Origin of the sequence: Eoetvoesiella caeni (assembly GCF_003315175.1) — a bacterium.
GTDB classification, from domain to species: Bacteria; Pseudomonadota; Gammaproteobacteria; order Burkholderiales; family Burkholderiaceae_B; genus Eoetvoesia; species Eoetvoesia caeni.
Window position 1 is genome coordinate 438,126 of sequence record NZ_QNRQ01000002.1, and the last position, 23,716, is coordinate 461,841.

The window sequence follows — 23,716 nt, forward strand, 5'->3', positions numbered from 1 at the left end:
TCGGGATGAACGCAACCGATCTTGCCACGATCTGGCTGACGCTTAAGCTGGCGACTGTCGTGACGGCCATCTTGCTGGTGGTGGGCACGCCTATTGCCTGGTGGCTGTCGCGCACGCATTCGAAATGGAAGGGGCCGGTAGGCGCGGTGGTGGCATTGCCGCTGGTGCTGCCGCCCACGGTATTGGGATTCTATCTGCTGGTCGTCATGGGGCCGCAGGGGCCGGTAGGGCAGCTGACGCAGGCTTTGGGCATAGGCCTGCTGCCGTTCACCTTTGGGGGCCTAGTGATAGCTTCGGTGCTGTATTCGCTGCCTTTTGTGGTGCAGCCTATTCAGAACGCCTTCGAGGCCATGGGAGAGCGCCCGCTTGAAGTCGCCGCCAGCTTGCGGGCCTCGCCGCTGGACGCTTTTTTCAGCGTTGCGCTGCCCTTGTCGCGCTCGGGCTTTTTGACAGCCACGATACTCGGTTTCGCCCACACCGTGGGCGAGTTCGGCGTTGTGCTGATGATAGGCGGCAATATCCCCGGCCAGACTCGCGTGGCTTCGGTGCAGATCTACGATTACGTCGAAGCCATGGAGTATGGCCAGGCGCACTGGCTGGCGGCGGTCATGGTGGCCTTCAGTTTTCTGGTCTTGCTGCTGCTTTACACGCGGCGCCGCAAGCAAGGGTGGTCGTTATGATCGAGGCCCGTTTCAAGGTGGATTATCCCGGCTTCGGGCTGGATGTGGATTTGAGGCTGCCTGAAAAGGGCGTGACGGCCTTGTTCGGCCCTTCCGGATCGGGCAAGACGACGGTCTTGCGCTGCGTTGCCGGCTTGAGCCGGGCGCCGGAAGGGCGGCTGGTGGTGGGGGGGCAGGTCTGGCAAGACAGCTTGGCGGGCGTTTTCCTGCCCGTGCACCGACGGCCCCTGGGCCTGGTGTTCCAGGAAGCGAGCCTGTTTGCGCACTTGTCGGTGCGCGGCAACCTTCAGTACGGCATGAAGCGCGCGGGAAACAGGGCGGGGGAAGGATTCCAGAGCATAGTCGACCTGCTGGGCATAGCCGCCTTGCTCGACCGCATGCCGGGCGGTCTTTCCGGCGGCGAGCGGCAGCGCGTGGCTATTGCGCGCGCGCTGCTTACCCGGCCGCGGCTGCTGCTGATGGACGAGCCCCTGGCCGCGCTGGACCTTAAACGCAAGCTGGAAATCCTGCCTTACCTGGAAAGGTTGCACGACGAGCTGGACATACCCGTGCTGTACGTCAGCCATGCCCCGGACGAAGTTGCCCGCCTGGCCGACCATCTGGTATTGCTGGATGCGGGCAAGGTGGCGGCCAGCGGAGATTTGCGGTCGACCTTGGCGCGCACGGACTTGCCGCAAATATTCCTGGACGATGCCGGCGTGGTGCTGGAAACGGCGGTGGCAGGCCATGAAGACGATGGGTTGACGCGGCTGGGTTTTGCCGGCGGGCATTTGTATGTATCGCAACGTCCCGAGGCCGTCGGCCATCGCCTGCGCTGCCGGATTCATGCGCGCGATGTCAGTATTGCGCTCAAGGCCAACAGTGACAGCAGCATTCTGAACGTATTGCCGGCCACGGTGGCGGCTATAACGTCCACCGATACTCCCGGACATGTGCTGCTGCGGCTGGAGCTGCAGGGGGGCGACGCCTTGCTGGCCAGGATTACCGTCCGTTCGCGCCGCACGCTGGGAATCGAGACAGGCATGGCGGTCATGGCGCAGGTGAAGTCGGTGGCCTTGCTGGGCTGATATGTTGCGCGGCAGTTGCCTTATCAAGCCGGATCATCTGATTGATCTGGGGTATGCACGAACCGCAGCCGGTGCCGCATTTAAGCGTTTCTTTCAATTGTTCCAGGCTGTGGCCCGCGTCAATGGCTTGTTGTATGGTCTGGTCGCTGACGTTTTCGCAGGTACAGACAATGCGCAGGCGCACGGCCGCAGGACCACGGCCCATGAGTATCTGAGTAAGGTTTTCAGGAGCCGCCCCGCTTTGTGCCCAATTCAGCAGCACATCCTGGGCGCGGGTATCGCCGGCCAGCAGAAACGATTTGATACGACGGCCGTCGCGCCCTATGCGGCGCACCAGTCCGCGCGCTGGGTCGTCAAAAGCCAGATCGGCCTGGCCCAGTTGCAGATCGTGAATAAGCTCGTCAAGCTGGTCCGGCCGAGGCGCCTGCGTTGCCGCTACGCGTAGCCGGACACCTTCTTTGCCGATGGCTGTGGGCAGCACGGCCGCATAGGGAAAGGCCGCCAGCCATTTGGACAGCTTGCCGCGCCAGGTGCTGATCGGGCCCTGTACCCACGCGCAGGCCTGCCATTCATAACCCGGTATCTCGATGCCGACGGCGCTGTGCTTGAGTTCCGGCTGATGGGAGATGGGGTCGCGTGCGCTGGTCGCCAGCGCGTTGATGCCATCGCCGGCAATGAAACCGCTGCCCCAATGCATGGGTATAAAGGCTTGCCCAGGCCTTACGCTATCGCAGGCCCGGGCCGGCAAGATGATGTGGCCGCGGCGTGATTTGACCTTGACCAATGCGTCGCTGGCAAGGCGAAAGCGCCGCATGTCGGCCTTATTGAGCGCGACAAAGGGCTCTTCCGCGTGCCGGGTCAGGGCGGGCACGAGGCCCGTACGGCTCATGGTGTGCCACTGGTCTCGCAGCCGCCCTGTGGTCAAGTGCAGCGGGTACTGGGCGGATATGTTTTCGGCCAACGGCGTGTAGCCGACGTCCATGAAGCGGGCGCGCCGGTTGCCGGTTGGGAAGCGTCCGTCCTCATACAGGCGCGCGGTGCCTTGTGTTTGCGCCGAGTAAGGCCATTGCTGCGGTCCCTCGGCATCCAGCACGGCGTAGCTCAGTGCGCTGTAGTCCAGATCGCGGCCCGCGGTGCAGCGGGCATGTTCGCCGAAAATCGCCGCTTCGTCCGGATAGTCGAACAAAGCCCTCTTGTGGGGGGCGATACGGGCGGCGAGTCTTTGGGCGATGGCGCAGGCGAGCTTCCAGTCCGCCATCGCTTCACCGGCAGGCGCGATGGCGGCGCGCACGCGGCTGATGCGCCGTTCCGAATTGGTGACGGTTCCTTCCTTTTCGGGCCAGGTTGCAGCGGGCAGGACCAGGTCGGCATAGGCCAGGGTTTCAGTATTGGCGAAGGCCTCTTGCACAATGACCATTTCCGCCTTTCGCAGCGCGGCCCGTATTTTGGACTGATCCGGCATGGACTGGGCCGGATTGGTTGCGGCGATCCACAGGACTTTGATCTTGCCTTGCAGGACGGCGTCGAACATGTCGATCGCTGTATGGCCAGGACTGGACGGCAGCGCTTCGACGCCCCACAGTGCGGCGACTTCGTGCCGATGCTGCGCATTGGCGGGGTCGCGGTGGCCGGGCAGCAGGTTGGCCATGCCGCCGGCTTCGCGCCCGCCCATGGCGTTGGGTTGTCCTGTCAAGGAGAAGGGGCCGGCGCCCTTCATGCCGATTTGCCCTGTGGCAAGATGCAGATGGATCAGGGTCGCGTTTTTTGCCGTGCCGCTGCTGGACTGGTTGAGGCCCATGGCATACAGCGACAGAGCCGCGTTGGCAGAGCCGAACCAGCGTGCCGCGCGCGCGATATCCTCGGCGGCGACGCCGCAAATGTCCTGGACAGCGCGTGGCGTGAATTCATGAATGCGCCGTTTCAGGTCGTCAAAGCCTTGAGTGCTTTGCTGGATGTAGCGCGCATCGATCATGCCGTCCCAGATCAAGACATTGAGCATGGCGTGGAACAGCGCCACGTCGGTACCCGGCGCAATGGCCAGGTGCAGGTCCGCAATGTCGCAGGTGTCGGTGCGGCGAGGATCGACGACTATGATCTTCATGTCGGGCCGAGCGGCCTTGGCATGGGCCAGACGGCGAAACAGCACAGGGTGGGCATAGGCCATGTTGGAGCCCGCAATCAATACCGTATCGGCGCTATCCAGGTCTTCGTAGCAGGCCGGCGGGGCATCCGCGCCAAGGGTAGCCTTATAGCCTGAAACAGCGCTGGACATGCACAGGCGCGAATTGGTGTCGATGTTGTTGGTACCGACCAGGGCGCGCGCAAGCTTATTGAAAACCGCATAGTCTTCGGTCAGCAACTGACCGGAAAGATAAAACCCGATGGCGTCGGCGCCATCGCTTTGTATTACCTGGGCCAGCTTGTCTGCCGCCAGATCGAAGGCGGCTTCGAGCGCGATGGGCCGCTGCGGTCCGTTCTTGTGGGGGCGCCACCGGGCCCCGAGGACGCGGCTGTCGTCGTTGCGCACGGTTTGGGCCAGGGCCATGCCCTTGCTGCACAGTTTGCCGAGGCTTGACGGGTGGTCCGGGTCGCCTGCAACCTGTATTACCCGGCGTCCCGCCGTATGTATCCGCACCCCGCAGCCTGTGCCGCAATAACAGCATACCGATGCTACGACGTCTTGCCCGGGTTGCAGGCCTGGTGGTGTGCTGGGCCGGTTCATGATTGGTCTTGTTCGAGCCGCAAGTTCAGGTAGACGCGTTTGCCGTCGACCCGGACGCCGACCTTGCGCACGCAGCCCTCGTCGGGCGCCTGTGCCTGGCCGTTCTCCAGATTGATGGTCCAGCCATGCAGCGGGCAGGTTACGGCATGCCCGTGCACCAGGCCGGATGAAAGGGGACCGCCCTTGTGCGGGCAGCGATCCACGACGGCGAAGACCTGATTGTTCGACGTGCGGAATACGGCGATATCGTCGTCTCCGCTGCGTTGTACGACGCGCGCGCCCAGTGTGGGGATTTCATCGATATTGCAGATGGCGTGCCATTCGGATTCGGTAGATGCGTGCATTGCGGCCTTATACATGTAGAGGTTCGAATTCCCGGCGGGCCGGGGTTTTCTCTATGCGTTCGGCCCAGGGGTCGGCTTCGAACGACAAGGCGAATTTCAGGCGGGCGTAGAGCTCTGCACGGTTCTGGGCATCGTCGACCACGCGCGATTTAGCATGGTCCAGTCCAACGCGGTTCAGGTAGTGGCAGGTGCGCTCCAGATAGAATGCCTCTTCGCGGTAAAGCTGCAAGAAAGCTCCGCAGTGCTCCAGCACATCATCGTGGGTCTGCACTTTGGCAAAGAATTGCGCGACTTCAGTCTTGATGCCGCCGTTGCCGCCTACATAAAGCTCCCACCCGGAATCCACCGCGATGATGCCTATGTCCTTGATGCCCGATTCCGCGCAATTGCGCGGGCAGCCCGAAACGGCGAGTTTCACTTTGTGCGGGCTTGTCATGCCGACAAGCTCTTTTTCCAGCGCGATGCCCATGCCTGTCGAGTCTTGGGTGCCGAAGCGGCAAAACTCTTTGCCCACGCAGGTCTTTACGGTGCGCAAGGTCTTTCCGTAAGCGTGCCCTGAGGGCATGTCCAGGTCCTTCCATACCTTGGGAAGGTCTTCCTTCTTGATGCCAAGCAAGTCGATGCGTTGCCCGCCCGTTACCTTGACCATGGGGACATGGTATTTGTCGGCAACGTCGGCGATGCGGCGCAGTTCGGCGGCGCTGGTCACGCCGCCCCACATGCGCGGTACGACTGAATAAGTGCCGTCTTTCTGAATGTTGGCATGCACCCGCTCGTTGACCAGAAGCGACTGTGCATCGCTTTTTGCTTCTCCGGGCCATGTCGAGGTTATGTAATAGTTCAGTGCTGGGCGGCAGCTTGCACAACCATCAACGGTTCGCCATTCCAGAAAACGCAAGGCCTGGGGGATGGAAATCAGGTGTTGTTCTTTAATGGCTTTGCGAACCTGGCCGTGCGTAAATTCGGTGCAGCCGCACATAGGCTTTTCTGATTTTGGCTTGATGTCGGCGGCGCCTCCAATGCAACTGATCAGCAGTTGTTCGACCAGGCTGGTGCACGAACCGCAGGAGCTTGCCGCCTTGGTTTGTTTCTTGATTTCGTCGACAGTGAACAGCCCCTGCTCGCGAATGGCTTTGACGATGGTGCCCTTGCAGACACCATTGCAGCCGCAGATTTCCGCGCTGTCGGGCATGCCGGCAACGCTTATTTCGCCCGCGTGGCCTGTGTCGCCCAGTGCGCCCTCCCCGAACATTAAGTGCTCGCGCAGTTCCGCTATCGGCTTCGCCTCGCGGATAAGACGGAAATACCAGGCGCCATCGACTGTGTCGCCGTACAGGCAGGCACCTACCAGTCTGTTGTCCCTGATGACCAGCTTTTTGTAAACGCCGCCAACGGGGTCGGCCAAAGTGATGGCTTCGGTGTCGTTGTCGTCGTTGAAGTCCCCGGCCGAGAAAACATCGATACCGGTGACTTTAAGCTTGGTCGAAGTCGAGCTGCCCGAGTATCGGCCAATGCCATGGAAAGCCAGGTGGTTGGCCGCGACCTTGGCCTGTTCGAACAAGGGGGCGACCAGACCGTAGGCGATGCCGCGGTGGCTGACACACTCTCCAACGGCATAAATACGGGGGTCGTAAGTTTGCAGAGTGTCGTTGACGACAATGCCTCTGTCGGTGTAAATGCCAGCCTGCATGGCCAGCTCGGTGTTGGGGCGGATTCCGACTGCCATCACAACCAGGTCGGTGTCCAGTTCCGATCCGTCCTTGAAGCGCAACCCTGTGACTCGTCCTTGTTCATTGCCCAGGACGGCGTCGGTCTGGCGACCCATCAGGAAGCTGAGGCCGCGCATTTCGAGGCTGGTTTGCAGCATGCCGGCGGCGGCCGCGTCGAGTTGGCGGTCGAGCAGGGTGGGACCCAGATGCACTACCGATACCTTCATGCCGCGTGAGGCGAGTCCGTTGGCGGCTTCCAGCCCAAGTAGCCCGCCGCCGATCACGGTGGCATGTTCAAGGCGTGTCGCGGCATCGACCATGAGGTCGACATCGCGAATGTCGCGGAAAGTGATGACGCCCTCCAGATCGTTGCCGGGGACGGGCAGGATGAACGGATTGGATCCTGTGGCAATGAGCAGGCGGTCGTACTGTGCGACGGTGCCGTCGTCGGCAATGACTTGCTTGCGGGCCCGATTGATTTGCGTGACCCGGCAATTCAGGTAAAGGCGGATGCCGTTCGCTTCATACCAGCCAAGGTCGTTGAGAATGATGTCCTTGATAGTCTGTTCACCCGTCAGAACGGGCGAGAGCAGGATGCGGTTGTAGTTGGGATAGGGTTCGGACCCGAATACAGTAACGTCGTACAGATCGGGGTCGAGCTTCAGCAGCTCTTCGAGCGTTCGGATGCCCGCCATGCCATTGCCGATGACGATCAATTTCATTTTTTTCATGATGCAGCCTGATGCAGAAAGCTCGTCACGGCGGCCCGGCATGAGGCGAAGACCGGGTCGTCGATGAGCGCAAGACGGTTTCTTGGGCGTGGAATGCCGACATCGAGAGTGGCCGCGACGGTGGCGGCAGGACCGTTGCCAAGCATGACAATCCGGTCTGAAAGCAGGACCGCTTCGTCGACATCGTGGGTCACCATGATGGTCGTTGTCCCGGTAGCGGCCACGATGCGCAGCAGTTCGTCCTGTAGGTGGGCCCGCGTCAACGAGTCCAAGGCGCCGAATGGTTCATCAAGAAGCAGTACTTTGGGCTTGAGGGCCAAGGCCCGCGCAATACCGACGCGTTGCTTCATGCCTCCGGAGATCTCGCGCGGCAGTTTGTGCTCGGCATGCCGCAATCCCACCATATTTAGCGCGGCCGAGGTGCGGGCCCGGATCTGTCGCTTGTTTTCGGTGGCCGAGAATACGCGCTCCACCGCCAAGTAGACGTTTTGGAAGCAGGTCAGCCACGGCAGCAAAGAGTGGTTCTGGAACACAACGGCGCGATCCGGGCCGGGTCCTTTTATCTCCTTGCCGGCGCACAGCAGAACGCCTTCGGTAGGAAGTGTCAGGCCCGCAATCAGGTTAAGCAAGGTGGATTTTCCGCAACCTGAATGGCCGATCAATGAAACGAATTCGCCCTGGCGCACGGCAAGGTTGATGTCCTTGAGCGCGACGAATGGGCCGCTGCGCGTCTCGAACGATTGTTCGACGTACTCGAGGCTGACGTAGGCCATTATGTCGGCTCTGGGCCTGGACAAGGAAGCGGATGCTGCGGGAAGAGAGTCGGCCATGGCTTCAAGCCTCCTTGTAGCTGTAGCGTCGGCCCAGCGCAAGCAGCGCGGCATCGAGCAACAGGCCGATTACGCCAATGATGAATACGGCGATGAGAATGTGCTGTACGTTCAGGTTGTTCCACTCATCCCACAGCCAGAAGCCGATGCCTGTGCCGCCCGTCAGCATTTCGGCGGCGACGATGACCAGCCAGGCAGTGCCGATGGACAGCCGTATGCCTGTAATCAAATAGGGCAGTACGGAAGGCAGCAAGATGCTTTTGAATATCTTCCATTCGGAAAGGTCCAACACTCGGGCGACGTTAAGGTAGTCCTGCGGCACCCGCTTGACGCCGTCGGCCGTGTTGATGACGATGGGCCAGATGGAGCAGATGAAGATCGCCCAGATCGCGGCGGCGTTGGCTGCCTGGAACAGCAGCAGGCCAAGCGGAAGCCACGCCAGCGGAGATACCGGCCGCAGCAGGCTGATAACTGGCGAGAACATATTGTCGAGGGCGTGGAAGCGTCCGATCAGGAATCCGGCCGGGATGCCGACGACGGCCGCCAAAAAAAAGCCCAGCGCCACGCGGCGCAACGAAGCGAGGATGTTCCAGCCTATGCCCACGTCATTGGGGCCGTTGTCATAAAAAGGGTGTTTGAATAGCTCGACGGCGGCAAACAATGTGGAGGCGGGGCCGGGAATTTCAGCGATCCGCATGGAGATCAACTGCCACATCAGTATCATCATTGCAAAGCCGGCGGCGGGGCCGGCGCAGGCGGCGAATAGGCGTCCGAGGTATTCCCGCCACGGGGCGCTACGCGGTTGGGAGGCGGGTGGGGCGGCAAGCGTGTTCATGATTATCCCGTTATGTTTAGGCGTGGATCTTGAAGCTGTCGGCATAGGCTGCGGGATCCGTGGCGTCCCAGACGACACCATCCATAAGCCGGCTGGAACGGATTTCGGATGAAGGCAGCGCGGCTCCGGCGGCTGTGGCGGCTTCCTTGTACAGGTCGATCCGGTTGACTTGTTTTGCTACGCCCAGGTAGTCGGGATGCTTGTCCAGCAGGCCCCAGCGTTTATGCTGGGTCATGAACCACATGCCGTCGCTCAGATATGGGAAGTTTGCGTCGCCCTCGCCATAAAAACGCATGGGATGCTTGTCGGCCCATGTCTTGCCCAGGCCGTTGCTGTATTGGCCTAGCATGCGGTCGACTATCATGCCGGCGCTGACGTTGACGTACGATTTGGCGGCAATGGTCTCGGCTGTCCTGCGGGTATTCGCTGGCGAGCTGTCTATCCACTTGCCCGCTTCCAGGATGGCGGCCATGACGGCGCGCGTGGTGTTTGGATATTTTTGTGCGAAGTCCGCACGCGTGCCCAGAACTTTTTCGGGATGATCGATCCAGATGTCCTGTGAGGTCGCTACGCTGAAGCCTGCATTGTCGATAATGCAGCGAGCGTTCCACGGCTCGCCCACGCAGAAGCCGTCCATGTTGCCGATGCGCATATTGGCCACCATTTGCGGCGGCGGCACCGTAATGGCGCGCACGTCCTTTACCGGATCGATGCCGTGGCTTGCCAGCCAGTAGTACAGCCACATGGCGTGCGTGCCGGTAGGGAATGTGTGGGCGAAGGTAAAAGCCCTGGAATCGCTGGCGATTTTCTTCTGCAAGGTTTCGCCGTCGACAACGCCGGCTTCGCGCAACTGATTCGACAAAGAGATGCCCTGGCCGTTTTGATTCAAGCCCATAAGTACCGCCATGTCCTGCTGCTTGCCGGCAATGCCCAATTGCGTGCCGTAGATCAGGCCGTAAAGCACATGCGCAAAATCCAGGTCGCCATTGGCGAGCTTCTCGCGCACGCCGGCCCACGAAGCCTCTTTGCTTGGGACGATGGTCACGCCATGCTTTTTGTCCAGGCCCAGTACGGACGCCATGACGATAGGAGCGCAGTCGGTCAGTGGGATGAAACCGATCTTTACCTCGGTTTTCTCTGGTGCGTCCGAGCCGGCGGCCCAGGCGGCAGGTTGTACGAAGGTTTGGCCCAACGCCATGGCGCCCAGGCCTAGGGCGGCTTTGGCGGTACTGGCCAGCCAGCGGCGGCGGGCCTGGTCGCCAGGCGCTGCGGAATCGTTATGGACGGGTGTTGGGGGCTTGTCGGTGATGCTCATAGGTATTCCAGCTTGATCATGGGAGGCAATCGGGAGAAGAGCGGCAGTCGCCCTTTTGGGGCGCGGCGGCAGTAAACTCTTTAGAAGGTTCATATCGATCAAAGCAATATCCATGCCAGTTTTTCCCGCAATGTTGCAAGAGGGACCGTAGCGGTGTGCGAGGCCGCCAATGCACCGCGACTGGGCGCAATGCAACACAGTGGGGCGATAAACGCCGGCCATGCGCGCGGGCAATAGGCGCGGGGTGGCGGTTTGAGTATCATGGGCGCTTGAGCGCAACAGGCCGCTCGCAACACAACGGAGATTAAGGCGGGTGAGCCAGGTCCACGACAGCCACGGCAGGCCGGTGCCGCTAGCCCGGCATCTTAAGCAGTTTCGTTCGGTGCTTGCCGTCAGCAAGACCGGCAGCACAGCGCATGCCGCGGGTTTGCTGCCGCTGTCCCAATCGGCGATTGCGCGCGCAATACGCGAACTTGAAGCCAGCCTGGGCGTTACGCTGTTCGAGCGGGCCGCGCGGGGCATGCTGTTGACCCCGGAAGGGCGCTTGCTGGCGCGCCGCGCCGAACGGGCTTTCGAGCAATTGGTTCTGGCCGAAACAGAGGTGCGCAATTTCGTCGGACAGGACGCCGCGGCGGCTCGCCTGCCTGCAGGCCGGTTTTCGGGTTCTTGCGCATACCGCCACCTGGAAACCTATATTGCATTTTGCGCTACCGGCGGCGAGACCGCCGCGGCCGCGCAATTGGGGATCAGCCAGCCCGCGGTCAATCAAACGCTGCGGCAGCTTGAGCACTTGCTTGGCGACAAGCTGTTCCAGCGGTCGCTGCGAGGCATGCGGCTGACGGAAAGCGGCGAAGCGGTATTGCGCCGGGCCAAGCTGGCTTTGGCCGAGTTTCGCCAAGCCGAAGAAGACATGGCCGCCCTGCACGGGAAAATGGTGGGCCGGCTGGTGATCGGTTCTCTGCCCTTGTCCTCGGGTGTCCTGGTGCCGCGCGCGGTGGACCGGGTGCTGGCAATGCATAAGGACATTCATGTGACGATAGTCGATGGCACCTACGATAGCCTGATGCATCAGTTGCGCCATGCGGACGTCGACGTCATCGTGGGGGCGTTGCGTTCCCTGGAACCCAACTCGGATGTGGTCCAGGAAGCCTTGTTCGAGGACACGCTTTCGGTGGTCGCGCGCCAGGGCCACCCATTGATGGGCGCGGCGCCGCGCGGCCTGCGCGACTTGATCGGCGAGCAATGGATCGCGCCATTAAGCGGGACTCCCGCCCGGGCGGCGTTCGAGCGGGCGTTTGCCGCCGACGGAGTGGCGCCGCCGCGCGCACCGCTCGAGGTCAACAGTCCGGTCGTGCTGCAGGCTTTGCTGATGGACAGCAACAGGCTGGCGCTGCTGTCGCGGCGCCAGATAATTCGGGGGGTCTCGGCCGGGCTGCTGCAGGTGGTGCCGGTGCCGGTCAAGGAAACCAGCCGCCATATTGGCTTGACGACGCGCGCCGACGCCGACCCCAGCGCCAGCCTGATCTCCCTGATTGCCGAGCTGCGCGCCTTGAGCGAACCCGCCAATTAGGACGCAGGCGGGCGCCTGTGCCCTGGGCTATAAGTAGAACGCATATCTCGTATGTTGATTGGCATTGGTCTAAACGCCGGCTGTAGTGCGACTATCTGGGTTAGTTCGGCGCAAACCGTGCGGCGAGTACAACCAGAATGTATCGGAGACAACAATGCAATCATTTTTAGGCAGGTACCTGGGAACGGGCGCCGTTCTATTTGCAGCGGCGGCGCTTGCGTTTGCCGGTCCGGCCAAGGCCGATGAAATCAAGGTAGGGCTGCTGAGCCAGTACTCGGGCACCTACTCGTGGTGGGGGCAGGAGTACGACAAAGGCACCGAATTGTTCCTGTCCGAGCATGGCGGCAAGGTTGGCGGCCACACCATCACCATGGTCAGGCGCGACGAGGGCGGGGCAAGCCCGCAGCGGGCCCGGCAATTGGCGCAAGAGCTGGTCGTGCGCGACAAGGTCCAGTATCTGGTCGGGGGCGCGTTCACGCCCACGGTCATGGGCACGGCCGATATCGTCAACCAGACCAAGACGCCCTATGTCTTTGTCAATGGCGCAACCGCCAACATGACCGACAAGTCGCCGTACTTCGTGCGCGTGGGCTATACATCATGGGCTTATTGCGTTCCGTTGATCACGTGGGCCTATGAAAACGGCGCACACAAGGCGGTTACTGTTACGGCCGACTACGCGCCCGGCGCCGATATTGTCGACGCCTTCAATGACACGTTCAAGAAGCTGGGCGGCGCCATGGTCGAAAACATCAAGGTACCGCTGGGCACGACCGACTTTTCCACCTATTTGCAGCGCATCAGCGATTCGGGCGTGAAGCATGTGTTCATGTTCATGCCTGTCGGCCCGATGTCGGCCGGCTTTATCAAGGCCTACCAAGAGCGCGGCCTGTCCAAGGGCGGCATTGCCTTGTACGCGGGCGCCGAAACCCAGGAATCCGACCTGCCGGCAATTGGCGATTCGGCCCTGGGCATCGTGACCGCATTGCATTATTCGCCGTATCTGGATACCAAGGCCAACAAAGATTTCGTAGCCAAGTACAAGGCCAAGTTCGGCAAAGATGCTTTGCCCAGCCTGGCTTCGATGGCGGCCTACGATGCAATGACGGTCGTTGCGCACATGATCGAGGCTACCGGCGGCAAGAACGATGGCGACAAGGCTATTGCGTCGGCCAAGGGCTTTGCCTGGGAAAGTCCGCGCGGCCCGGTTTCCATCGATCCGGAAACACGTGAAATCGTTCAGAACATTTACATGCGCCGTGTAGAGAAAGTGGCCGACGGCGCATTGGGCAATGTGCCATTCTTTACTTATAAAGCCGTGTCCGAACCCTGGCACGTCGCGCAAAAGGCCAAGTAAGCCTTTCTCTTGCAGATCCGATGCGCGGCGCCGCATCGGATCATGTCAGTACCCAAGTCTAAAACAATCCCAGGAGTTAATTTTCATGCAATCCCGATTTGTGAGTTGCGTCAAGTTCGGCGCGGCCGTATTCGCCACGGCAGCCAGCTTGTATGCGGCCCCCACCCACGCCGACGAAATCAAGATTGGGCTTCTTAGCCAGTATTCAGGCACGTATTCCTGGTGGGGCCAAGAGTTCGATCGCGGTACCGAGCTGTATCTTTCCGAGCACGGCGGCAAGATCGACGGCCATACCATCACTATCGTCAAGCGCGATGAAGGCGGCTCCAGTCCTCAGCGTGCGCGCCAGTTGGCGCAAGAGCTGGTGGTGCGCGACAAGGTGCAATACCTGCTGGGGGGTGCCTTTACGCCAACCATCATGGGCACGGCCGACATCGTCAACCAGACTAAAACGCCGTACATCATGGGCAATAGCGGGACGTCCAGCGTAACCGATAAGTCGCCCTATTTCGTGCGCGCCGGGTTTACTCAGTGGCAGCTCAATATTCCCCTTACAAAGTGGGCATACGACCAGGGCGCGCGCAAGGCGGTTGTCGTCGCGGCTGATTTCGCACCGGGCCATGACGCCATCGACGCCTATAAGGCAGGCTTTACGCAAGCGGGCGGCGAGATCGTCGAAGAAATCAAGGTGCCGCTGGGCACGACGGACTTTTCCACGTACTTGCAGCGCGTCAGCGACTCGGGCGTAAAACACGTATTCATGTTCATGCCCGTGGGCCCTATGTCGGCCGGCTTCATCAAGGCATTCTATGAGCGCGGCCTGGCAAAGAACGGCATAGCGCTGATGGCCACCAATGAAACTCAGGAATCCGACTTGCCGGCCATCGGCGAAGGGGCTCTTGGCATGGTAACCGCCCAGCATTACACCCCCTATCTGAATACTCCGGTAAATAAAGACTTCGTCGCCAAGTACAAGGCCAAGTTCGGCAAGGACGCCTTGCCTACCCTGGCTTCGTTGGCTGTATACGACGGCATGAACTTGATTGCACAAATGATCAAGGCTACCGGCGGCAAGAAGGACGGCGACAAGGCGATGGCAGCGGTCAAGGGCTATTCGTGGGAAAGCCCGCGCGGCCCGGCGACCATTGACGCCAAAACGCGTGAAATAACGCAGAACGTCTATATGCGCCGCATCGAAAAGGTTGACGGCGTTCTGGGCAACGTGCCCTTCAGCACCATCGCCGCGGTTGTCGAACCCTGGCATGTAAAGCAGGCCAAGTAAGCAGTGTGCAGGCGTCCGGCCCGCGCCGGGCGCCGTGTTCTATCTGTAGTGCCGTAGTCGGCCGCGGTCCGAACATGGTTCTTTCCCGCGGCCTTGATTTGCAAACCGGATTTTCTCCATGCCACATACACTTTCCACCTTCCTGACGCTGCTGGTCGATAGCGTTTCGTACGGAATGATGCTGTTTCTTATTTCCGTCGGCCTGACTATTACCATGGGCGTGATGCGTATCGTCAACCTGACGCATTCGGCCTTTGCCATGATTGGGGGATTCCTGACGCTTTGGCTGGCCACCTACGGCGGCCTGCATTATTTTGTGGCCTTGCCGCTGGGTGTGGCCGGAACAATGCTGATCAGCCTGCTGCTCGAGCGCACTTTGTATCAGTGGGTCTATAAAGGCGACGCGCTTGGCCAATTGCTGATGACGCTGGGCATGACTTTCGTGGTGACGGCCATCGTCAAGAACATTGCCGGCCCGCAAATTCAAAGCATAGCCCTGCCGGCGGTACTGACCGGACAGTGGGCCATAGGCTCGGTCAATATTTCGATCTACCGGCTGTTTGTCCTGGGATTGAGCGTGGTGGTCGCCGGAGGGCTGTGGCTTTGCCTGGAATACACGACGTTCGGCGCCCGCTTGCGCGCGGCGGTCGACAATCCGCGCATGGCCCGCTGCGTCGGGATCAATGTGCCGCTGGTGTTCTCGATTACGTTTGCCATCGGCTGCGGCCTGGCCGCGCTGGGCGGCGCAGTAGGCACGCAGATGCTGCCTCTTGAACCGTATTACGGCCTCAAATACCTGGTGCTGGTCCTGATTGTGGTGGCCGTGGGCGGAGTGGGCAGCCTGAAGGGCTCGCTCTATTCCGCCTTGCTGCTGGGCTTCATCGATACGATGGGGCGCTACTACATACCTGCCCTGGGCGGCTTCATCATTTATTTTGCCGTCCTGGCCATTTTGCTGCTAAGGCCGCAGGGCCTGGTATCGCGCGTCGGGTAACGGCGAAATATTTCCGATTCGTGGAGACATCATGAACAAACTTTCCGGCACCGGTCTTGTCATTGCCTCGTTCAGGCGGCAACGCTACACCTGGGTCGACGTGCTGCTGGTCGTGGCAGCCGTGCTTACATTCTTTTTTGCCGAAGGCTATCTGGCCCTTGCCGCGCTGGTGGTCGTCATGGCGGTTTTTGCCTTGTCGCTGGATCTGGCCCAGGGCTATGGCGGCGTAGAGTCGCTGGGCCACGCCGCGTTTTTCGGCGTCGGGGCATATACGGCGGCATTGTATGCCTTGCACGTTTCGACCGAACCGATCAGCGGCTTGCTGCTTGCCGCCGTGATAGCGGGCGTGGTGGGGCTGGTTACAGGCTTTGCCGTTTTGCGCACACATGGCCTGACCCAACTGATGCTGACTTTGGCCATGGCAACCCTGTTGCTGGAACTGGCCAACGTTGCCAAGTCGCTGACCAATGGCGACGACGGCCTGGCAGGCTATGACATTTCGCCGGTATTCGGCTTGTTTGATTTCGACATTTATGGACATACGGCCTTTGTATACGTCTGTGTCGTCCTGGCGCTTGTCTATGCGTTGCTTAAAAAACTGGTCAATTCGTCCATAGGCCTTACCGCGCAGGGCATACGCGAAAACCCCGTGCGCATGCGCATGCTGGGCGTGCCGGTTGAAAGGCGCTTGTGGGTGCTTTATACGATTTCCGCGGCGATTGCGGGCGTGGCCGGCGGCCTGTCGGCCCAGATCAATCGCATCGTGGGGTTGGATGCCTTGTCTTTCACCTTGTCGGCCAATGTGGTGGTCATGTTGGCCCTGGGCGGCACGGGACGCCTGTATGGCGCATTTTTCGGAGCCATTATTTTTGTCGTGCTGTCGGACCGGGCGGCTGCCATCGATCCGACCAATTGGCTGGCCGTACTTGGGGTGGTGCTGATTCTGATTGTTCGCTTCGCACCCGACGGCGTGGCCGGATGGCTGGCCAAGTTCAGTGAAAAAAGAGGTGCCAAATGAGTGTAGCGCTTGAACTGCGCGGCCTGAGCAAGCAATTTGGCGAGCTGAAGGTAACGCGCGATGTAAACCTTGTGCTCGAGCCGGGCGCCCGGCACGCACTGATAGGTCCTAACGGCGCGGGCAAAAGCACGCTGGTCCACCTGATTACCGGCCTGCTGAAACCATCCAAAGGCCAAGTCGTGCTGGCTGGCCAGGACGTTACGGGCTTTACTTCAGAACGCCGCGTCAAGCTGGGCCTGGCCCGCACCTTCCAGATCAACTCGCTGTTCAACCGCCTGACGGTCGGCGAGAACATCGGCCTGGCATTGTCGGCGCGGCAAGGCATGGACAGCCGCCTGTTCAGCGGGGTGACGCAGTCGCCGGAACTGATGGACGAGGCCGCCGAACTGCTGCATTCGCTGGGCTTGCTGGATCTGGCTACGCGCAGTGTTATCTCCCTGGCTTACGGGCAACGCCGCTTGATTGAAATTGCTTTGGCGCTGGCGCTCAAGCCCCGTGTCCTGCTGTTGGACGAGCCTGTAGCCGGCGTGCCGTCCACCGAAGGGCATCGTCTGTTCGATTTGCTGGAACGCCTGCCCGAAGATGTCGCCACCCTGGTGATCGAGCACGATATGGACCTGGTGTTCCGTTTTGCGCGCCGCATTACCGTGCTGGTCGAAGGCGCCGTCCTGGTCGAGGGCAATGTTAACGATGTGCGCAGCGACCCAAGGGTGCGCGCCGTCTATCTTGGAGAGCGCGCTCATGCCTGATTTGCTTGAACTGGAAAATGTGGGGGCCGGCTACGGCGAGACCGTGGTGCTGGAGAGCCTGTCGATGAAGCTGGCCGCGGGCCAGGCCTTGAGCATTCTGGGCCGCAACGGCGTTGGCAAGACCACGCTGCTGAACACCATACTGGGCCTGACGACGCAGCACTCCGGCGTTATCCGCTACAAGGGCCGCGACCTGGGCCGCACGCCCAGCCACGAGCGGGCTCGTGCCGGCCTGGGCCTGGTTACGCAAGAGCGCGACATCTTTCCTTCGTTGACGGTCGACGAGAACCTGCGGGTGGCATTGCGTGCCGGTGAATGGGACGCGGCGGGCGTTTACGCCCTGTTTCCGCGCCTGGCCGAACGCAAGAAGAACATGGGCAACCAGTTGTCCGGCGGCGAGCAGCAGATGCTGGCCATAGGGCGCGCGCTTATTGGCAACCCGGACGTTTTGCTGCTGGACGAACCGTTCGAAGGCCTGGCACCGGTCATTGTGGACGGGCTGGTCGACGCATTCCGCAAGCTGCATCAGACTGGCCGCATGGGCATAGTCCTGGTCGAACAACATGCAGAGCTGGCGCTGGAACTTACCGAAAGGGCCATTGTGCTGGACCGGGGGCAGATCAGCTGGCAGGGGCCAAGCCGCGAGTTGCTGGGCGACCCAGAGCAATTGGCGCGGCTGATCGGGCTGGACATGGCCGCCTGACAGGCTTCTGACCGGCGCCACTATAAGCGAATCGCACGACAAGGCAGATTAAGTCACTGGCCGTGCCGAGACCACAACGTCATACTGAATTCAGTCGTTTATTGTTTAACTTATACGGATATGTCATGACTGCAAACACAGAAACACCTCCTCGCGCCGGGCTGGTTGTCAGCGCTCATTCGGCCGACTTCGTCTGGCGTTCGGGCGGGGCAATTGCAACGCATGTGCGCCAGGGTTATCGCATGAAAGTAGTCTGCCTTTCGTTCGGCGAGCGCGGCGAGTCCGCCAAGCTTTGGCGCAAGGGTGAAATGACTGAAGAGAAAGTCAAGGCGGCACGCCGCGAAGAGGCGCAAAAGGCGGCGGACATCCTGGGTGCGGAAATCGAGTTCTTCGACCTGGGCGACTACCCGATGCGCGTCAGCGACGAGGCCCTGTTCCGCCTGGTCGATGTGTATCGCGATGTGCAGCCGGCGTTCGTGCTGAGCCACTCCGTTAAAGATCCCTATAACTTCGACCATCCGCTGGCCATGCATGTTGCGCAAGAAGCGCGCGTCATTGCTCAGGCCGAAGGCCACAACCCCGGCCAAAAGGTCGTGGGCGCCCCGCCTGTTTATGCATTCGAGCCGCACCAGACCGAGCAGTGCGAATGGATACCGAATACTTTCCTGGACATTACCGATGTCTGGGACCTTAAGCGCCAGGCTATTGAATGCATGGCCGGGCAAGAGCACTTGTGGGCGTACTACACCCGGGTTGCGCAGCAGCGCGGTGTGCAGGCCAAGCGCAATATCGGTATTACTGCCGCACGCAACATCGAATACGCCGAAGGCTATATGCGGCTTACGCCGTCCGTCGTAGGAGACCTGTCATGATACGCGGAGTCGTCGTACGCAATGTGCCGCGCGCCAGTGCGGCCGACATCGAAATTTTGCAGAAGGCCGGGTCGGCCACTGTGCACGAGGCGCAAAGCCGCCTTGGCTTGCTGGCCCCGTATATGCGCCCCATCTGGCCGGGCGCGATGATTGCAGGCTCGGCCATTACCGTGCTGACGGCGCCATCCGACAACTGGATGCTGCACGTGGCGGTCGAGCAATGCCGCGAAGGCGACGTGTTGGTGGTTGCGCCCACATCCGAATGTCTTGACGGCTATTTCGGCGAGCTGCTGGCCACTTCGCTGGCGGCGCGCGGCGTGCGCGGCCTGATCATCGATGCCGGCTGCCGCGATATCAAGGCGCTGCACGAAATGGGTTTCCCGGTCTGGTCCAAGGCCGTATCGGCCCAGGGTACGGTCAAGGAAACGCTGGGATCGGTCAATGTGCCGGTGGTGTGCGCGAACCAGATCGTCCATGCGGGCGACGTCATGGTGGCGGACGATGACGGCGTGGTGGTCGTTCCCTTGGCCACGGTGCCCAAGGTGGCGGCGGCGTCGCAAGCCCGGCTCGATAAAGAAGCCGTTACCCGCAAGGTGCTGGCCGGCGGCACGCTGGGGCTCGATTACTACAAGATGCGCGAGAAGCTCGAGTCCAAAGGCTTGCGTTACGTGGACTCCCTCGAAGACATCTAGGACTTTTATCATGCAAACCCGTATCCCTTGTGTTCAGATGCGTGGAGGCACCTCCAAGGGTGCATATTTCAACGCAGGCGATCTTCCGGCCGACCAGGCCGTGCGCGATCAGGTGCTGCTGGCGGTCATGGGTTCGCCCGACATTCGGCAGATCGACGGCATCGGCGGAGCCGACCCGCTGACCAGCAAGGTGGCCATCGTTTCCGCCGCCACCCGGCCCGACGCCGATGTCGACTACTTGTTTGCCCAGGTGGTGGTCAACGAAGCTCGTGTCGACTACGGCCAGAACTGCGGCAACATGTTGGCAGGCGTAGGCCCCTACGCTATTGAAACCGGCATGGTCCCGGTCGCCGGCGAGGTAACGCGCGTTGCCATACATATGGTCAATACGGGCCAGATTGCAGTGGCGACAGTTGCCACCCCCGGCGGCCATGTCGAATACGACGGCCAGCAAGGCATCGACGGCGTGCCCGGCACGGCGGCCGCTATTCCGCTGGAATTTCGCGATACGGCTGGTTCCAGTTGCGGCGCCTTGCTGCCCACGGGCAACGCGCAAGATATCGTCGACGGCGTTGCGGTAACCTGCATCGACAACGGCATGCCGCTGGTGCTTATGCGGGCCCAGGACCTGGGCCGCAGCGGCTACGAGACGCGTGAGCAGCTTGATGCCGACACAGAGCTCAAGCAACGGGTAGAAGCCATTCGGCTCAAGGTCGGCCCAATGATGAACCTGGGCGACGTAACGGCGCGCACGGTTCCAAAAATGTGCCTGGTTTCACCGCCCAAGAACGGAGGAGCCATCAACACCCGCAGTTTTATTCCGCATCGATGCCATGCCTCCATTGGGGTATTGGGCGCTGTCAGCGTGGCCACCGCGGTGGCGATACCCGGCACGGTATGCGAAGGCGTCGCGACGCTGCCCCAGGGCGACAGCCTGACGCTGGGCATCGAACACCCCACGGGCGAACTCAGCGTTCAAATCAATCTTGATCGCAGCGGGGAAACGGTACAGGTAGGCAGTGCGGCACTGATCCGCACGGCACGATGGCTGTTCGATGGCCATGTCCATGTGCCGAATCGCATCTGGGCTGGCGGCAAGCAAGGTAAATAATGGCAATTGAGCAACTCGTTTTACTTCCCGGGCTATTGTGCGATGACGCTGTCTGGACGGAGCAGCGCGCCGCGCTTGCCCCGCAAGCCGAATCATTCGTCGCTGACTTCAACGACCTGGATTCCATCAAGGGCATGGCCGAGAAAGTATTGGATACCGCGCCGTACAAGGTGTTTTCCTTGGCAGGGCATTCCATGGGCGGGCGCGTGGCAATGGAAGTCGTGCGTCTGGCCCCCCAGCGCGTGCGGCGCCTGGCCTTGCTTGATACAGGCTTCGAACCCAGGGTTGCGGGGCAAGCCGCGCAGGCCGAGCGCGATAAGCGCATGGCTTTGCTGGCAGTGGCACAAAAGCAGGGCATGCGCGCCATGGGCAAATTATGGGCTCCTGGCATGGTGCATCCCGACCACCTTGCAACGCCCTTGTTCGACGTCATTCTGGATATGATCGAACGCCGCACCCCCAAGCAATTCGAAGCCCAGATCACGGCCTTGCTGGCGCGTCCCGACGCGACGCCGGTATTGCAGTCCCTGGCTTGCCCAACCGTGTTCATTTGTGGGCGGCAAGACCTGTGGAGCCCTTTGTCGCGCCACGAAGCCATGCTGAAGCTGGCACCGCCGCAGGTCGGCGAATTGCACGCCATAGAAGATTGCGGCCATATGTCCACTATGGAAAAGCCGCAAGCTGTCTCGGGTATCCTGGCGAAGTGGCTGGCCACTTAGATTAATGAATGAGGTGAAATCCATGGGCAGTATTGAATCGGAACAGCTTGCCGCTCAGGCGCTTTGCAGGGATCTTGTGGCGCGTGCGGCATATTTTACCGACCAGCAAAACCACGATGCCTTTGCCGGGCTGTTCACTGAGGACGCGCAGTTGGCACGGCCTGGCGGTGCATGGCTGAATGGGCGCGCTGAAATCCTGGCCTCGTACCGCGCCAAGCCGGCCGACCGGATAACCCGGCACGTGGTCAGCAACACCGTTTTTTCGGATACGCAAGCCGGATCGGCGCAGGCGGTCAGCTATGTGCTGCTGTGGAGCACCACTGCCGAGGCGGCGCCCGAGGCCTTTGGGCGCAAGGCCAATGCACGCCAGGTGCTTGGCGAGTTTCACGACAGCTTCGTCAAGACGGAGCAAGGGTGGCGCATCGCCAGGCGCGAGGCGGTATTCATTATGTACAGGGATTGAAATCATGGGCGAAAAAACATTGCAACTGAATTCGATTGCCTTGATCGGCTTCGGTGAAGCCGGAGCCTTGCTGGCCCAGGGCTGCGTGCAGGCCGGCGGCAAGGTTGGGACATACGACATCAAGGTCCACGACGCTGCTTTGCGCCCCGCACTGGCCGAGCGTGCCAATGCGTTGGGCGTTGCATTGCACGACAGTCTTGAAAGCGCCTTGGGCGGGGCCGACCTTGTCATCTCCGCGGTTACCGCCAGTTCGGCCCGCATGGCGGCTGAAGCGGCCGCCGAATTCCTGCGGCCGGGCCAGTACTTTATGGATATCAACTCCGTTTCGCCCGCCACCAAAGAACTGGATCGCGACGCGGTGGAACGCTCGGGGGCCTTCTATGTAGAGTCCGCAGTGATGGCGCCGGTGCCGCCCTATGGCCTTAAAGTGCCGATGCTGCTGGGCGGGCAGCAAGCCGCTGCCTTGTCCGAACGCTTGAATGCATTGGGCTTTCAGACTCGCGCGGTGGCGACCCGGGTGGGTGTGGCTTCCGCCATAAAAATGTGCCGCAGCGTGATGATCAAAGGGCTTGAAGCGCTGACAGTCGAATGCATGTCCGCGGCGCGGCGCTACGGCGCCGAGCAAGAAGTGCTGGCCTCGCTGGCTGAAACCTTTCCCAGCATGGGCTGGACGGAAAACCTGCCGAACTACCTGATCAGCCGCGTGGCTGAACACGGGCGGCGCCGGGCCGCTGAAATGCGCGAAGTGGTCGAGACCTTGCAAGACGCAAGCGTCGACCCCTTGATGGCCAGCGCCACCGCGCAGTTGCAGGACGCCTTCGTCGATCGCATGCAAGAGTTGGGAATATCGTATCCCGTCGGCGAAAAATTCGTCTGGCCGGGCTTTGTCGACGCGCTGCAAGAACAGAAAGCGGCCGAATGAGCCGGCCCCTGAAACTGGCGCTGGCCGGCGTCGGCGCATTCGGTACCAAGCATCTGGACGGACTGCGGGCGATCGACGGCGTCGAGGTGGTGTCGCTGGTGGGCCATGACTTGGGCAAGACGAAGTCGGCGGCGTACAAGTACGGCATTGCCCACGCGACGACGCAGTTGTCGGACAGCCTGGCCTTGCCGCAGGTGGATGCGGTTATCTTGTGTACGCCAACCCCCTTGCATGCCGGGCAGGCCATGCAGTGCCTGAAGGCCGGCAAGCATGTGCAAGTAGAGATTCCATTGGCCGACAGCCTGGCCGATGCCAAGGCAGTGGCCGCGCTTGCGGCGCAAAGCGGCCTGGTTGCCATGTGCGGCCACACCCGCCGCTTTAATCCTAGCCATCAGTATGTGCATCAAGAGACGCTTGCGGGCCGGTTCAGCCTTCAGCATATGGATGTGCAAACGTACTTTTTTCGCCGCAGCAATATGAACGCGCTGGGCCAGCCGCGCAGCTGGACCGACCATTTGCTGTGGCACCATGCCGCCCATACGGTAGATCTGTTTGCCTATCAAACTGGCGGCGAAGTGGTGCAGGCCAATGCTGTGCAAGGCCCGGTTCATCCCGAGCTGGGCATTGCCATGGACATGTCGATCCAGCTCAAAAGCAGCACCGGCGCCATCTGCACGCTGGCCTTGAGCTTCAATAACGACGGGCCGCTGGGCAGTTTCTTTCGCTATATCGGCGACACCGCCACGTATATCGCCCGCTACGATGACCTGTACAACGGCAAAGAAGAGAAAATCGACGTCAGCAACGTAGACGTTTCCATGAACGGCATCGAGCTGCAAGACCGCGAGTTCATCGCCGCCATCCGCGAAGGGCGCGAACCGAATGCAAGCGTTGCCAAGGTGTTGCCTTGCTACCGGGTGTTGCACCAGCTGGAGCAGCAGCTTCTGGCGTGAGGCCGCAGGCGGGATGCGTGTGCGTTGCCGTTTCTACGAGGCTCGCCGGTAATATGCAAATGGCCCGATCGCGGACGA

Annotated in this window: 22 protein-coding genes; 16 read left to right on the forward strand and 6 right to left on the reverse strand. The window is 61.1% G+C overall.

Going from position 1 to position 23,716, the window contains the following annotated elements:
- Positions 1–5 precede the first annotated feature (5 nt).
- Together modB and modC are read left to right on the forward strand one after the other, a co-directional pair.
- A complete protein-coding gene (modB, locus tag DFR37_RS05715; protein WP_113932254.1) occupies positions 6–680 on the forward strand; it encodes a molybdate ABC transporter permease subunit in 675 nt (224 codons plus the stop codon).
- The gene (modC, locus tag DFR37_RS05720; protein WP_113932255.1) at positions 677–1,747 is read left to right on the forward strand and encodes a molybdenum ABC transporter ATP-binding protein; all 1,071 of its coding nucleotides are present in this window, start codon (positions 677–679) and stop codon (positions 1,745–1,747) included. The genes modB and modC overlap by 4 nt, the downstream gene beginning before the upstream one ends.
- Here modC and DFR37_RS05725 read toward each other — a convergent pair.
- The 6 genes from DFR37_RS05725 to DFR37_RS05750 form a co-directional block, all read right to left on the reverse strand.
- Positions 1,710–4,469 carry a nitrate reductase gene (locus tag DFR37_RS05725; RefSeq protein ID WP_113932256.1) on the reverse strand — a complete coding sequence of 920 codons (2,760 nt, stop codon included), beginning with the start codon at positions 4,467–4,469 and terminating at the stop codon, positions 1,710–1,712. The genes modC and DFR37_RS05725 overlap by 38 nt on opposite strands.
- Positions 4,466–4,813 (reverse strand): nitrite reductase small subunit NirD, encoded by a 348-nt coding sequence (nirD, locus tag DFR37_RS05730; RefSeq protein WP_113932433.1) that lies wholly within the window; start codon positions 4,811–4,813, stop codon positions 4,466–4,468. The genes DFR37_RS05725 and nirD overlap by 4 nt, the downstream gene beginning before the upstream one ends.
- Positions 4,814–4,820: 7 nt before the next feature.
- Positions 4,821–7,253, reverse strand: coding sequence for a nitrite reductase large subunit NirB (nirB, locus tag DFR37_RS05735; protein ID WP_113932257.1), 2,433 nt, complete (start codon positions 7,251–7,253; stop codon positions 4,821–4,823).
- The gene (locus DFR37_RS05740; protein ID WP_113932434.1) at positions 7,250–8,026 is read right to left on the reverse strand and encodes an ABC transporter ATP-binding protein; all 777 of its coding nucleotides are present in this window, start codon (positions 8,024–8,026) and stop codon (positions 7,250–7,252) included. The genes nirB and DFR37_RS05740 overlap by 4 nt, the downstream gene beginning before the upstream one ends.
- 61 nt (positions 8,027–8,087) lie before the next feature.
- The gene (ntrB, locus tag DFR37_RS05745) at positions 8,088–8,918 is read right to left on the reverse strand and encodes a nitrate ABC transporter permease (RefSeq protein WP_113932258.1); all 831 of its coding nucleotides are present in this window, start codon (positions 8,916–8,918) and stop codon (positions 8,088–8,090) included.
- A gap of 16 nt (positions 8,919–8,934) precedes the next feature.
- A complete protein-coding gene (locus DFR37_RS05750; RefSeq protein ID WP_113932259.1) occupies positions 8,935–10,233 on the reverse strand; it encodes a CmpA/NrtA family ABC transporter substrate-binding protein in 1,299 nt (432 codons plus the stop codon).
- Between the two features lie 313 nt (positions 10,234–10,546).
- Between DFR37_RS05750 and DFR37_RS05755 the strand changes: the two genes are divergently transcribed.
- The 14 genes from DFR37_RS05755 to DFR37_RS05820 all read left to right on the forward strand — a co-directional run bounded on the left by DFR37_RS05755 (position 10,547) and on the right by DFR37_RS05820 (position 23,638).
- Complete coding sequence (locus tag DFR37_RS05755) at positions 10,547–11,803, forward strand: LysR family transcriptional regulator (RefSeq protein ID WP_113932260.1); 1,257 nt, start codon at positions 10,547–10,549, stop codon at positions 11,801–11,803.
- A gap of 154 nt (positions 11,804–11,957) precedes the next feature.
- Positions 11,958–13,160 carry an ABC transporter substrate-binding protein gene (locus DFR37_RS05760; RefSeq protein WP_113932261.1) on the forward strand — a complete coding sequence of 401 codons (1,203 nt, stop codon included), beginning with the start codon at positions 11,958–11,960 and terminating at the stop codon, positions 13,158–13,160.
- Between the two features lie 85 nt (positions 13,161–13,245).
- Positions 13,246–14,442 carry an ABC transporter substrate-binding protein gene (locus DFR37_RS05765; protein WP_113932262.1) on the forward strand — a complete coding sequence of 399 codons (1,197 nt, stop codon included), beginning with the start codon at positions 13,246–13,248 and terminating at the stop codon, positions 14,440–14,442.
- 118 nt (positions 14,443–14,560) lie between these two features.
- Entirely contained in the window at positions 14,561–15,436 is an 876-nt protein-coding gene (locus tag DFR37_RS05770; RefSeq protein WP_113932263.1) for a branched-chain amino acid ABC transporter permease, read from the forward strand.
- A 31-nt stretch (positions 15,437–15,467) separates the two neighbouring features.
- Positions 15,468–16,454 (forward strand): branched-chain amino acid ABC transporter permease, encoded by a 987-nt coding sequence (locus DFR37_RS05775; RefSeq protein ID WP_113932264.1) that lies wholly within the window; start codon positions 15,468–15,470, stop codon positions 16,452–16,454.
- A complete protein-coding gene (locus DFR37_RS05780; protein ID WP_113932265.1) occupies positions 16,451–17,203 on the forward strand; it encodes an ABC transporter ATP-binding protein in 753 nt (250 codons plus the stop codon). The genes DFR37_RS05775 and DFR37_RS05780 overlap by 4 nt, the downstream gene beginning before the upstream one ends.
- Complete coding sequence (locus DFR37_RS05785; RefSeq protein ID WP_113932266.1) at positions 17,196–17,906, forward strand: ABC transporter ATP-binding protein; 711 nt, start codon at positions 17,196–17,198, stop codon at positions 17,904–17,906. The genes DFR37_RS05780 and DFR37_RS05785 overlap by 8 nt, the downstream gene beginning before the upstream one ends.
- A gap of 125 nt (positions 17,907–18,031) precedes the next feature.
- Positions 18,032–18,778: a PIG-L deacetylase family protein gene (locus DFR37_RS05790; protein WP_113932267.1), complete on the forward strand. Its 747-nt coding sequence runs from the start codon at positions 18,032–18,034 to the stop codon at positions 18,776–18,778.
- The gene (locus DFR37_RS05795; RefSeq protein ID WP_180148031.1) at positions 18,775–19,470 is read left to right on the forward strand and encodes a 4-carboxy-4-hydroxy-2-oxoadipate aldolase/oxaloacetate decarboxylase; all 696 of its coding nucleotides are present in this window, start codon (positions 18,775–18,777) and stop codon (positions 19,468–19,470) included. The genes DFR37_RS05790 and DFR37_RS05795 overlap by 4 nt, the downstream gene beginning before the upstream one ends.
- Positions 19,471–19,480: 10 nt before the next feature.
- Complete coding sequence (locus DFR37_RS05800; protein ID WP_113932268.1) at positions 19,481–20,581, forward strand: 4-oxalomesaconate tautomerase; 1,101 nt, start codon at positions 19,481–19,483, stop codon at positions 20,579–20,581.
- Positions 20,581–21,300 carry an alpha/beta fold hydrolase gene (locus tag DFR37_RS05805; protein ID WP_113932269.1) on the forward strand — a complete coding sequence of 240 codons (720 nt, stop codon included), beginning with the start codon at positions 20,581–20,583 and terminating at the stop codon, positions 21,298–21,300. Before DFR37_RS05800 ends, DFR37_RS05805 begins: the two co-directional genes overlap by 1 nt.
- A gap of 22 nt (positions 21,301–21,322) precedes the next feature.
- A complete protein-coding gene (locus tag DFR37_RS05810) occupies positions 21,323–21,763 on the forward strand; it encodes a nuclear transport factor 2 family protein (protein WP_113932270.1) in 441 nt (146 codons plus the stop codon).
- A gap of 4 nt (positions 21,764–21,767) precedes the next feature.
- Positions 21,768–22,685 (forward strand): NAD(P)-dependent oxidoreductase, encoded by a 918-nt coding sequence (locus DFR37_RS05815; RefSeq protein WP_113932271.1) that lies wholly within the window; start codon positions 21,768–21,770, stop codon positions 22,683–22,685.
- Positions 22,682–23,638 (forward strand): Gfo/Idh/MocA family oxidoreductase, encoded by a 957-nt coding sequence (locus DFR37_RS05820; RefSeq protein ID WP_113932272.1) that lies wholly within the window; start codon positions 22,682–22,684, stop codon positions 23,636–23,638. Before DFR37_RS05815 ends, DFR37_RS05820 begins: the two co-directional genes overlap by 4 nt.
- The last annotated feature ends 78 nt before the right edge of the window (positions 23,639–23,716 follow it).